Source organism: Dyadobacter jiangsuensis (assembly GCF_003014695.1).
In the GTDB taxonomy this organism is placed as follows: domain Bacteria; phylum Bacteroidota; class Bacteroidia; order Cytophagales; family Spirosomataceae; genus Dyadobacter; species Dyadobacter jiangsuensis.
The window spans coordinates 273,832-286,349 of record NZ_PYAS01000011.1; the positions used below are offsets into that span (position 1 = coordinate 273,832).

General features: G+C 50.3%; 6 protein-coding genes. 3 read left to right on the forward strand and 3 right to left on the reverse strand.

Features of this window, described 5'->3' with window-relative positions; genetic code table 11:
* The first annotated feature begins 78 nt into the window (after window positions 1-78).
* Window positions 79-2,844: a DUF5686 and carboxypeptidase regulatory-like domain-containing protein gene (locus tag CLV60_RS22690; RefSeq protein WP_106597669.1), complete on the forward strand. Its 2,766-nt coding sequence runs from the start codon at window positions 79-81 to the stop codon at window positions 2,842-2,844.
* Here the strand turns inward: CLV60_RS22690 and CLV60_RS22695 are convergent.
* On the reverse strand, window positions 2,841-3,962 hold the full coding sequence (locus tag CLV60_RS22695) for an ATP-binding protein (protein WP_106597670.1): 1,122 nt from the start codon (window positions 3,960-3,962) through the stop codon (window positions 2,841-2,843). The two genes, CLV60_RS22690 and CLV60_RS22695, sit on opposite strands and share 4 nt — an antisense overlap.
* A 334-nt stretch (window positions 3,963-4,296) precedes the next feature.
* On the opposite strand from CLV60_RS22695, the gene CLV60_RS22700 reads away from it, so the two are divergent.
* The gene (locus CLV60_RS22700) at window positions 4,297-4,929 is read left to right on the forward strand and encodes an NAD(P)-dependent oxidoreductase (RefSeq protein WP_106597671.1); all 633 of its coding nucleotides are present in this window, start codon (window positions 4,297-4,299) and stop codon (window positions 4,927-4,929) included.
* A gap of 57 nt (window positions 4,930-4,986) precedes the next feature.
* On the opposite strand, the gene CLV60_RS22705 is transcribed toward CLV60_RS22700, so the two are convergent.
* Window positions 4,987-7,962 (reverse strand): FAD-binding and (Fe-S)-binding domain-containing protein, encoded by a 2,976-nt coding sequence (locus CLV60_RS22705; protein ID WP_106597672.1) that lies wholly within the window; start codon window positions 7,960-7,962, stop codon window positions 4,987-4,989.
* Between the two features lie 270 nt (window positions 7,963-8,232).
* Here CLV60_RS22705 and CLV60_RS22710 point away from each other — a divergent pair, with 270 nt between their 5' ends.
* Entirely contained in the window at window positions 8,233-11,571 is a 3,339-nt protein-coding gene (locus CLV60_RS22710; protein ID WP_106597673.1) for a VCBS repeat-containing protein, read from the forward strand.
* A 21-nt stretch (window positions 11,572-11,592) separates the two neighbouring features.
* On the opposite strand, the gene CLV60_RS22715 is transcribed toward CLV60_RS22710, so the two are convergent.
* Window positions 11,593-12,381 carry an SDR family oxidoreductase gene (locus CLV60_RS22715; protein ID WP_106597674.1) on the reverse strand — a complete coding sequence of 263 codons (789 nt, stop codon included), beginning with the start codon at window positions 12,379-12,381 and terminating at the stop codon, window positions 11,593-11,595.
* Between the last annotated feature and the right edge of the window lie 137 nt (window positions 12,382-12,518).

Consider the following 12,518-nt stretch of genomic DNA (forward strand, 5'->3'; position numbering starts at 1 on the left):
TTCTTTTCAAAGCAACCGGATTATCTTTAAAAGCATCTAGCTGAAACAAAGACATTCATCCGACTTGCTGAAAACCCTATGCTCAAACAATACCTGCTCACGTTTTGTCTGGTCATTGCAACATCCTTTACAGCCCTCGCACAAGCGCCCGCCAGCGGGGTGAGAGGTATTATTAAGACGAAAAAAGGCGAGCCGCTTCCCTTTGCAGCCATCATCGTCAAAGGCACGAGCGTCAGTACGATTTCCAATGAGGAAGGCCGCTATCAGCTCGATCTGAAGCCCGGGTATTATGAGGTAATCTTTCAATACCTGGGTTATAAGACCGGTCAGAAAGGCTTCACTGTGGAGGATAAAATGCAAACCTTCGACCTCACCATGGAGGAGCAGGCGCTGAACCTGGGCGAGGTTCGCATTGGTGCCCGGAACGAGGATCCGGCGTACACGATTATGCGCAGCGCCATTGCCAAAAGCCGCTACCATTTCCTGCAAGTAGATAGTTACACGGCCAAAGTGTATTCCAAATCGTCGTTTGTGATCACGGATTTGCCGCTGGAATTTCTATACAAAAAAGAAATGAAGGAAATGGAGAAGGAGACCAATTTCAAAAAGGGGGTTCCCATGCTGAATGAGACGGTTTCTGAGGTGACGTTCCGGCAACCGAGCGTGTACAAGCAGCGGGTGATCGCCACGCGCAGCAGCATGGATAAGAACATCGCCGATCCGAATATGTACCTGTTGGCGAGCTTCTATCAGCCGGAAGTCGTGAAAGCCGTTTCTCCGCTCTCACCGCGTGCATTTGCCTATTATAAATTCGAATACCTGGGCGCGTTCCGCGAGAATGGTATCGAGGTCAATAAAATCAAAGTGACGCCGCGCAACTGGGGCGAGGGTGTGTACCGCGGCACAATCCAGATCATCGAAGGCGAATGGAGCATTTATAGTCTGGATTTACAGACGGTCAATACCGGCTTCCGGCTCGATATCAAGCAGGTGTATAGCCCCGTGCAGGGCGTCTGGATGCCGGTTAACCAGCAATTTCATGTGGAGGGAGGTATTTATGGTCTTAAGGGAAAGGGCGATTTCGTGATCTCGCAGTCGTTCACGAATGTAAAGATTAATCCGACCTTCAAGCCGGACATTGTTGTGATCGACGACAAGAAATATGCCGACGAAGCAAAAAAGGTGCGGCTGACCGGCCGGGAAATCAAGACGCAGAACATGGAGCAGGTGGTGAGCAAGCAGAAGGAATTTTCGGCTACAAACCTGCGCAAAATGATGAAGGAATACGAAAAGCAGGAGCTCAAAGAAAAGGAGAAGAGAGGAGAGGATGTAGACCTGAAATTGAGCCGGGAGGATTCGACGCAGGTGGATTCGATGGCTACCAAAAGGACGATGGCGTTTTGGGACTCGTTGCGGACCGTACCGCTTACCGTGGCGGAGGTGAAGAGCTACACGCGGCTGGACAGCCTGGTGATTGTGAATGAAGGTTCTGAAAAACAGCGGGACAGTTTGAAAGCTAGCAAGGGCGATACGCTTAAAACAAAGAAAGCCGGCAAATTTGGCCTTGGCGATCTGCTGACAGGGCGTAATTTCCGCTTGGGCAAGGAAAGTCCTTACCGGCTGGATTACATCGGGCCATTGCCGGGTGTGCAGGTGAATACGGTAGAGGGCTTGGTGCTGAACGGGGCAGGATTGAGATTGCGGCATTCGGGTGCACGTACAGGTGTAACGGCGGGTGCCGGAGGGAAGTCAGAGGCGGTCAGGGCTGGTCAGGAATGGTCGTTGGGTGGGTTGACGCGGTATTCGTTAGGTCGAAACAAACTGCTGGTTACCGGGGTGGGCGATTATAGCTGGGCCCGCAACACGATCAGCGTTTCTGGCGGTCGGGGTGTTGCGCAGTTTAATGGCGAAAACCCGATGCACCCGTTGCTGAATACATTCACGACGCTGTTTTTGGAGCAAAATTTTATCAAGGAGTATCAAAAGGATTTCCTGCGCATTGATTTTAAGAACAGCCGGGAGAACGAGCATTTTGAGATAAAAGCGAGCGCCGAATACGCGGACCGTCAGGCATTGCCTAACCTGGAAAGAACTTCACCCTACCGTTGGATCGACTGGAAACGGCGCGAGTACACTTCCAACGTTCCTTATAATGTCGAAACGGAGACGAATGCGAAGACACTGCCTCCTCCCATGGAGTCCCACCAGGCATTGACTGTCGGCGTTGCAGCTTCTTACAAACCCTGGCAGAAGTACCGCATTCGTGGCGGCAAGACATCGTATTATGACGACGATTCCCCCAAGCTGTCGGTCGGTTACCGCAAGGGCATCCGCAAGGTTTTGGGCAGCGACGTCGACTTCGATTTTGTGCAGATCGGCATTCAGCATGGTTTCGACATCGGTATCCGAAGCCGACTGCGCTACAAGCTTGCCGCCGGAAGTTTTCTCAACGCGGACAGTCTGCAATTTCCCGACTACCAGCATTTTGCCGGAAACCGCTTTTTCTTCCAGTTCGGCGATCCCGTCGGCACATTCCGGATGCTGGATTATTACAAATACAGCACCTCCAAAGGGTTCTTCGAGGCCCATGTACTCACCGAACTCCGTCAGTTCCTGCTGACGCAAATCCCCTGGTTTCGCATTATGGGTGTGAAGGAGAATTTCCTGCTGCATTACCTCGCGACGCCGGATTCCAATAACTATGCCGAGCTGGGGTATGGGCTCGATATCGGCATCCGCTTCCCGCTCCGCGTGGAGGTGGTGAATAGTTTTGAAGGGTTTAAGTATAAGAGTACGGCGTTCCGGATAGGGACTACGATGAACGTGAATTGGGGGAAGAATTAGAGGATAAACTCATCGAAGTTGCCTGGATGGATAATTTTGAACTCGCTGCCGGGATAGGCATTGCTGAATGTTCTGGATAGAAAGGCCTTGGCTTTGGAGCTCCATTTAAACTCGTAAGCATGCAGTTGACCGTCGATATCTTCCAGATAGTCAATCTCATTCTGTTCCTTGGTGCGCCAGTAATATTGGTTAGCCCAGATGCCATTGTAATTGACAAACTTCATGCGTTCTGAGATAATGAAGTTCTCCCATAGTGCGCCTATGTCGGTACGTAGTTCGGGCTGGCTGAAATTGGCTATTAATGCGTTTCGGATCCCATTGTCGTAAAAATATATTTTTCGACTGCTTTTCAACTCATTTCGCAGGTTTCGGCTGAATGAACTCAGGCGGAAGATGATAAAAACCTGTTCGAGCAGGTTAATGTATTTTTCAACTGTCTTGTTGTCCAGGCCGCATATGGTCCCCAATTCGTTGTACGAAACCTGTGAACCTACCTGAAATGCCAGGGCCTGTAACAGACGGAGCAATTTTTCAGGCTTTTGAATATTTTCCCAAGTCAGGATATCCTTGTAGAGATAGCTGTCCGAGAGTTGTTTCAGAATCTCCTTTTCCTCGCCTGGGTTATTGACGATATCTGGATAGTAGCCGTAAAGCAGTCGTTGAGGTAAGAACCTCCGCTCTTCGATCAGTCCATGGTGATTGACCATTTCACCAAACGAAAGAGGGAACATCTGGTACTCCCATTTTCGGCCGGTAAGCGGTTCGTTGATTTTATTAGCGAGTTCGAAAGAAGAACTTCCGGTAGCCACCAATTGAATGCCGGGGATATTATCGGTGATGAGCTTTAATTTTACGCCAATGTCGGAAATGCGTTGGGCTTCGTCGATGACGATGTTTTTTTTGCCTGCGAAAAGGGTTTTCAGTCGGGTCGAGGTTGCATTGTCGAACAAAGCACGCACGTCGGCTTCGTCACCGTTTAGCCAAAGTGTGTCATCGGAGTTGCCGAAAAGGCTTTGTAATAATGTAGTTTTCCCGACCTGTCTGGCTCCTGTTAGTATGATCGCTTTGCCGTCATACAATTTTTTTTCAAGTACAGTTTGAAGATTTCGTCTGACCATACCAGCCGTTTGTTTTCTTGAAATTACAACTTTTTGGGAATGTATTCCTAAAAAGTCGATGTTTTTTAGGAATACATTCCCAAAAAGTTGGGTTTTGACATTTGCTAACTGACTTCGCCAATTTTCCAACCACTGGTTGGAGTTTTGTACTTGACTGATAATCAGTGTTTAGTAGGATTTTCTTGAAAAGATTGCATTTCGCTTATATCTTTACCCCCATTAAAATCTCCTGATAAAATACCACTTCACAACAGAATCGAGCCCTGCTCTTCTGTAATCTCCCCGGGATCTTCGCCCGGGACAATTTGCTACATCCAAATTTTATCAGAAAGAAATGGAAATAATACAAAAAATCGCTGTGATTGGCGGCGGAGGTCGTACGGGCCAATATCTTGTCAATCAACTCATTGAAAAAGGTTATTCGCTGAGATTGTTGCTCAGGCATCCCGAACAGTTTACAATTCAGAGCGATTTGATCGAGATCGTGCATGGCGACGTGCTCAATCCCGAAGCTGTCCATGCATTGCTGGAAGGATGCGATGCCGTCTTGAATACGGCGGGGCAGCGGCAGGACGAACCGCTGGTGGCGAGTCAGGCGAGTGCCAACATCCTGCAAGCAATGGGCGGGCGTCCGCTGCGGTACATCGTGCTGGCTGGTTTGAATGTAGATGCGCCAACCGACCGCAAGAGTGAGGAAACCTTAAAAGCGACCGAGTGGATGCGCACCACGTTCCCCGCCATTCACAATGATCGTCAGAAATCCTATTCAATACTCGCGGAAAGCAATGCGGAGTGGACGATGGTGCGGGTACCTTATATTGAATTCAATGGGAATCGTGCCGAGGTGAAGGTGAATGCAAGCGACTCGCCGGGCGCCAAGATCGATGCGGTGGATATTGCCGGTTTTATGATCGATCAGCTTACGGATGATACCTGGCTGCGGAAAGCGCCGTTTATATCCAACTAAAAGTAATGGCCGGCAAATTTTGTTTGCCGGCCATTTTCTAAATGTATTTCAATGCTTTTAAACCAATGCATTCCAAAGGATTTCCGCGGGGTGGAGTGCCTTGCGGCCTGTTCCGTCGTGGATTTGGTGACGGCAGCTGGTGCCGGGCGCTGCGATGATCACTTCCTCAGGCTGCTGGCGCACGGTCGGGAAGAGTACGAGTTCGCCTATTTGCATGGAAATGTCGAAATGCTCTTTTTCATACCCAAATGAACCGGCCATACCACAGCATCCTGATGGAATGAGTTGGACGGTGTAGTTTTCGGGTAGGGATAGCATTTTTTTCGTTGGTATTACACTCGAAATGGCCTTTTGCTGGCAGTGTCCATGCAGCTTGATGAGCCGTTTTTCTTTGGTAAACTGGTTTTTAGAAATGTTTTTCAGCTCGATTTCGCGTGCAATGAACTCGTCGAATTGCAACGCATTCTGCGCAACCTTTTTGGTGTCTTCCACCAGTTCGTCGCTCACCAGGTCGGGGTATTCGTCGCGAAACGTGAGGATCGCCGACGGTTCGATGCCTACCAGTGGCGTGTCATGCGAGATAATGTCTTTCAGCAGGCGGATATTCTCCTCGGCGATTTTCTTAGCGTCTCTCAGCAGGCCTTTGGATAGCTGCGGTCGTCCGGAAGGTCCATGATTGGGGATGATTACCTCATAACCCAGCTTTTCCAGGGCCAGAATAGCCGTTTTGCCAATTTCTACATCATTGTAATTGGTGAACTCATCGCAGAACAGGTACACCTTCCGCTCTGATTTGGGAGCACTTTTCTTCCGTTGATCATACCATTTTTTCAATGTGGTGCTGTGCAGCAATGGCATGGTACGTTCGGGGTGGAAACCTACCACTGTGTTCGCGATCTTACGAAGCGGCGCATTTTTGAAAATCAGGTTGTATGCCCACGGAATGTAGCTGGCGAGGCCGGTCATTTTGGAGAAGTTACCAATGAGCCATGAGCGCACGGGGATACCGTTGGCGTCATGATATTGCTGTAAAAACTCCATTTTCAGTTTCGCAACGTCCACATTGGAAGGGCATTCGCCTTTGCAGCCCTTGCAGGCGAGGCAGAGGTCGTACACTTCCTTAATCTCCTTGTTGTCGAACCGGTTTTCTTTGGGCGAGCGCGTGAGCATCTCGCGCAGGATGTTCGCACGGGCGCGGGTGGTATCCTTTTCGTTGCGCGTTGCCATGAAGCTGGGGCACATGGTACCGCCGCTCAAATGCGTTTTCCGGCAGTCGCCTGAGCCGTTGCATTGCTCGGCGTGTTGCAGGATATCCTGGTCGTAGAAACGGAAATTCGTTTTGAATGCGGGCGTTTTCTGGTCGGCTTCGTAGCGCAGGAACGTGTCCATCGGCGCGGTATCGACGATCTTGCCCGGGTTGAAAATGTTATTCGGGTCCCAGACCTTCTTGATATCCTTGAAAAGCTGGTAGTTATGCTTGCCCACCATTTTAGGGATAAACTCCCCGCGGAGGCGGCCGTCGCCGTGCTCGCCTGAAAGTGAACCATCATATTTCTTTACCAGATCCGCAATCTCTTCGGCGATCATCCTGAACTGGCGGTGTCCTTCGCTGGTTTTGAGGTTGATAATCGGCCTCAAATGCAGCTCGCCCGAGCCTGCGTGCGCATAATGCACCGCGGACATCCCGTGCTTTTTCAGGATTTCATTGAATTCCCGGATATATTCCGGCTGATCGTAAACATCGATCGCCGTGTCTTCAATTACGGCAACCGCCTTTTCATCACCGGGGATATTGCCCAGCAAGCCCAGTCCGGCTTTCCGAAGCGTCCATATTTTTTTGGTATCGTCACCAAACAGCAACGGATAGTGGAAACCAATGCCTGCTGCTCTGAATTCTTTCTCCAAATCCGCAGCCAGCTGCTCTACTTCTTCTTTCGTTTCGCGGGAAAGGTCTACGACCAGGATCGCGGGAAACTTGCCGTCGGGTTTGTTCTTGACGAAGAATGCATTTTTCCGCTGTTCCACATTGGTAGCGGCGCATTCCAGAACGTACTCATCAATAAGCTCCACAGCGTGCGGGCCATATTTGAGCGTCAGGATGGTTGCCCGCAGTGCTTCATCGATCGTGTCGCAATGCACGCACACGAGGCCCTGCGTTTTGGGCGGCAGCGGCACAAGGTTCACCTTTATTTCCGTGAGAAAACACAGCGTACCTTCCGATCCGGCGATCAGGCTGCACATATTGAATGGCTTGTCGTCGCCGGTGCCGGTTGTGTAAGGCTCCATATTCAGGAGCATATCGAGCGCATAACCTGTGTTGCGGCGCTCTACCGAAGGTTTCGGGAAGTTCTTCCGGATCTCGGCCTGGTTTTCGGGCGAGTTCAGGATAGCATCCGTTTTGAGGTATATTTTGTCCAGAAGCGACGCGCTGCCGTTTTTTTGACGGGCGTCGGTCAGGAGCGACTGCAATTCGGTGCTGTTCACCTTTTTAAACTCGGCGTCGCTGCCGTCGGCGAGGATCGCCTTTACTTCCAGCAAATGCTCCCGCGTGCTTCCGTATACGATTGAGTTGGAGCCGCACGAGTTGTTACCGACCATCCCGCCGATCATCGCCCGGTTCGCGGTGGAAGTCTCCGGTCCGAAGTACAGTCCGTAGGGTTTCAGGGCCATATTCAGCTCGTCGCGCACGACGCCCGGCTGCACGCGTACCCAGCGCTCCTCCGCATTGATTTCAAGAATCTTATTGAAATTTTTGGAAACGTCTACAATAATACCGTTACCTACCACCTGGCCCGCTAGCGAGGTGCCTGCGGTGCGGGGAACCAGCGAAACTTTCTTTTCCGCGGCATACGAGATGAGCGTTTTGAGGTCGCCGATCGATTTGGGGATCGCGACGGCAAGCGGCATTTCACGATAGGCAGACGCGTCGGTTGCATATAACGTCCGCATGGTATTGTCGTAGAAGAGGTCACCCTCGAGGCGTTGTGCAAGCAAACTCAGATCTGCATCTGATACTGGAGACAGGGATGTCATAAATGCAATTAACTGGAAAAATAACGGACTCAAAGTTACGCACAACCGCGAAGGAAGTCCAGCAAAATGTTGGGTAAAGTGCGAGGCGGCTACTGATCCTCACCTTGTGAATGCGCACAGTCAGCCACCAAGGCCATTCTTTAATGCCCGATTGAGGCAAAACAGGGGCTGCCATGAATTATTGATTGCCAGATTAGCAAGATGTCCGGTAGAATGACATCTTTGCTTGTTTTTTGAAAAGAAAGCGTTTGATTCCCTGAGTTTAAACTAATGACGATTAACTGTTCTATCGCTTCACGGACATTCATTTTGCTCGGTTGCCTGGGTGCCTTGTTATCTTGTAGTGATGCTGAAAAAAATGAGAATGCCCTGTTCGAGCAAATGGATGCCTCCGAAACGGGGGTTGATTTCGTCAATAAAGTCGAAGACAAGGAGGACATCAACATATTCAACTACCGCAATTTTTACAACGGCGGGGGCGTGTCCATCGGCGATATCAACAATGATGGAATGCCGGATATCTATTTCACCGCCAACATGGGTGAAAACAAACTTTACCTGAACAAAGGCAACTGGAAATTCGAAGATATTACTGACAAAGCAGGCGTAGCCGAGCCTGATAAATGGAGTACGGGTGTGGTTATGGTGGATGTGAATGGGGATAATCTGCTCGACATTTATGTGTGCAATGCGGGCTATCAGAAGTTTGTCAATAAACAGGGCAATTCCCTGTATATCAACAACGGTGACCTGACTTTTACCGAATCAGCCAAAAAATACGGCCTGGACGAGACGGGCTACACTACCCAGGCCGCATTTTTCGATTATGACCTGGACGGCGATCTCGACGCCTACATTTTGAACAACAGTTTCATTCCTGTTAATACCCTCAACTATGCCAATGACCGCAATCTGAGGGCGAAGGACTGGCCGGTGAAGGATTTTCTGAAGGGCGGCGGGGCAAAGCTGCTGCGCAACGATGCCGGAAAATTCGTTGATGTGAGCGAAGAGGCTGGTATTTACGGCAGCCTGATCGGCTTCGGGCTTGGCGTGACGGTGGGGGACATCAATGGTGACCTCTATCCCGACCTGTATGTGTGCAATGATTTTTATGAGAGAGATTACCTCTATATCAACCAAAAGGACGGCACTTTCTCGGAAGAGCTTGAAAAGCGCGTGAAACACACTAGTCTGGCGTCAATGGGCGCGGACATGGCCGACATCAACAACGACGGATTCCCGGAAGTATTCGTGACCGACATGCTTCCCCGTGACGAGTACCGCTACAAGACCACGACTTCCTTTGAAAACCATTACCTGTTCAACCTGAAAAAGGAAAAAGGCTTTTACAACCAGTACATGCAAAACAGCCTGCAATTGAACAATCAGGACGGTACATTCAGCGAGATCGCCAATTACTCGGGTGTTGCGGCCAGTGATTGGAGCTGGGGCGCATTGCTGTTCGATGCGGACAACGACTCGAAAACCGATATATATGTTTGCAATGGCATTTATCACGATATTTTGAACCAGGATTTTATCGATTTTTTTGCGAACGAGGTGACGCAAAGAATGGTGATGTCGGGCGAAAAGGAGAATATGCAAAATATCATCGATCACATGCCTTCGACGCCTATTGCCAATAACTTTTTCCATAATGAAGGAAACCTGCAATTCAGCGAAAGAGCGAAGGAGTTCGGATTTGGAAAGGCCTCGTTTTCAAATGGAGCAGCTTATGCCGACCTGGATAACGATGGCGACCTCGACCTGGTTGTGAACAATGTCAATGAGCCGTGCTTTGTTTACAAGAACAAATCGGAGGCTGTAAAGGACAAAAATCACTATATCAAACTGGACCTGAAAGGCGGTGGCATGAATACGCACGCGGTCGGTTCCAAGGTGGAGATTTATGCGGATGGACAGATTTTCAGCAAGCAGGTGAACCCTTCACGCGGGTACCAGTCGAGCACCGAATATCCCGTTACCATTGGTTTAGGGAAAATTGGAAAGATCGATTCTGTGCGGGTGATCTGGCCCACGCGTAAGGTGACCAGCATACGGGACATAAAAACAGATACGCTGCTAACGCTTAAAATCGATGATGCCGCGGGTAGTTATAGTATGCCCTCCGATAAACAGGTACGCATGCTCACCGGCGTTCCGGCTAACGGCTTCGATGCGCATCGGGAAAACAAATACGAAGATTTTTACAACGAGCGAAATATACCCGCAATGCTTTCGCGGGAAGGGCCGAAAGCCGCCATCGGGGATGTCAACGGGGATGGCCGGGACGATATTTATATTGGTGGCGCGAAAGGGCAGGGCGGACAACTGTATTTGCAAAAAGGAGGGCAGTTTGTTAAATCGCCGCAGATGGCTTTCAGCGATCAGGCGGGCTTTGAGGATACGGCTGCTTTGTTTTTCGATGCCGATGGCGATGGCGACAAGGATCTGGTGGTGGGTAGCGGCGGAAATGAAAGCCTGGTCAAAAGCCCCGATTTGCCGACGCGTTTATACCTAAACGACGGGAAGGGAGCTTTCACCCTGCATAGCAATGCCTTCCCTCCGAATGCGATGAACACCGCCGTTGTCGTGGCCGATGACTATGATCGCGATGGTGATCTTGATCTTTTCGTAGGCAGCAGGAGTGTTCCGCGGGAATACGGGTCTTCACCCACGAGCTACCTGTACGAGAATGACGGGAAGGGCATTTTTAAAGACGTGACGAAAACAATAGCACCCACTTTGAGCAAGGCGGGAATGGTGCGGGATGCCACCTGGACGGATATTGACGGCGATGGTAACAAGGAACTGCTTATGGTCGGCGACTGGATGGCACCGCTGGCGTTCAGGTTGTCGGGTGGGAAATTCAATGAGGTTCCAACAGGCCTCGAAGACTTGACGGGCTTCTGGGGGGCGTTGAAGGCCGAGGACCTCGATGGCGACGGCGACCAGGATATCGTTCTCGGGAATATTGGTGAGAATTTTACACTAAAAGCCGCAGCGAATGCTCCTTTGAAGATCTGGATTAATGATTTTAATAAGAACGGGACGATCGAAAAGGTCATTTCAAAAACGGTGGATTCCAAAGACCTGCCTGTGCTGTTGAAGCGTGAAATGACGACCCAGTTCCCATTTCTGAAAAAGAAGAGTATCAAGCATTCGGAATATGCCGTGCTGACTATTCAGGATCTGTTCCCGGAAGACTTGCTGAAATCGGCGGTGGAAAAGACTGTCAATCATGTGCAATCCGGCATTGCAGTCAATGATGGCAAAGGGCATTTCAAAATGGTACCACTGCCTTACACGGTACAGTTTTCCTGCCTGAATGCGATCCAGAGCCAGGATGTTAACCACGACGGCAAGCCGGATATTATCGTAGCCGGGAATTTCAGTCATTTCATTCCGCAGCTTGGCAGCCTGGATGCTTGCCGGGGCAATGTCCTGATCAACAAGGGTAATATGCAGTTCGATGTGCTGGGTGCCAACCAAAGTGGTTTCGAATTGGATGGAGAGGTGAAGCAGATCAGCCCGATTAATATTCAAGGCGGGCATTACCTGGTAAACCTGGTTAATAATGCGCCGCCCGTTCTTTTTAAAATTAACTAGGAAGAAAACATCGCCTTCCGATTACAAGCTCTCCGTCCTGCCACCATCCACAGCCAGGCTTACGCCGCTAATGCTTCCCGCAGCCTGACTGGCCAGAAACGCTACGGCGGCAGCCACTTCTTTCGCCTCGCTGAACCGGCGGATAGGGATGCCGGCTTTCAGTTCTTCGGCGACTTGCTCTTTGGTTTTACCCTGATTTTTGCTCCGCATTTCCAGCACGGCGTCGAGTCGCGCCGTTTCGGTATAGCCGGGCAGGACATTGTTGACGGTAATGCCGTACTGCCCGAGTTCGAGCGACAGGGTTTTGGCCCAGCTCGCTACGGCGCCGCGGATGGTGTTGGAAACCCCGAGGCCGATGATCGGCTGTTTTACCGAGGTGCTGATGATGTTGATAATGCGGCCAAAACCTTCCTTCTTCATCGATGGTACCACTGCTTGCGCCAGGAATTGGTTATTGATCAAGTGCATTTGAAAGGTTTTCAAAAACTGCTCGGGCTCGGCTTCGATAATAGGGCCGCCGGACGGACCGCCCGTGTTGTTGACGAGAATATGGACTTCCGGGCAGAGGCGCAGGTAATTTTCAATGGCAGATTTGACGGCTTCATGGTCGGCGAAATCGGCTACCACATACCGGTGGAGCTGGCCGAGGGAGGTGTCCAGATCTTCGACCGCTTCCCGCAGTTTTTCTTCATTCCGGGCCACGAGGGTCACATTTGCACCCAGTAATGCTATTTCAACGGCGGCTGCGAGCCCGATGCCCTGGGTGCTTCCGCATACCAGCGCTGTTTTTCCGGTCAGGTCGAGGTTCATGGTTTTGGCTTTTTAAACTTGGTTTCAGAATGATAACGTTTTGATTTTCGTCTGTTCCGCTGCCGGTTTCGTTGATTTTTCGGCTATCTTTGCGGTTTATTTTTCAACATGGGACAAGCCGAAATGCCGAATGTAAG

What these genes read in the sequence shown, in the direction of transcription:
- CLV60_RS22705 (WP_106597672.1), bottom strand. Translation starts at nt 7,962, where the DNA reads ATGACATCCCTGTCTCCAGTATCAGATGCAGATCTGAGTTTGCTTGCA.
- CLV60_RS22695 (WP_106597670.1), bottom strand. Translation starts at nt 3,962, where the DNA reads ATGGTCAGACGAAATCTTCAAACTGTACTTGAAAAAAAATTGTATGAC.
- CLV60_RS22690 (WP_106597669.1), top strand. Translation starts at nt 79, where the DNA reads ATGCTCAAACAATACCTGCTCACGTTTTGTCTGGTCATTGCAACATCC.
- CLV60_RS22715 (WP_106597674.1), bottom strand. Translation starts at nt 12,381, where the DNA reads ATGAACCTCGACCTGACCGGAAAAACAGCGCTGGTATGCGGAAGCACC.
- CLV60_RS22710 (WP_106597673.1), top strand. Translation starts at nt 8,233, where the DNA reads ATGACGATTAACTGTTCTATCGCTTCACGGACATTCATTTTGCTCGGT.
- CLV60_RS22700 (WP_106597671.1), top strand. Translation starts at nt 4,297, where the DNA reads ATGGAAATAATACAAAAAATCGCTGTGATTGGCGGCGGAGGTCGTACG.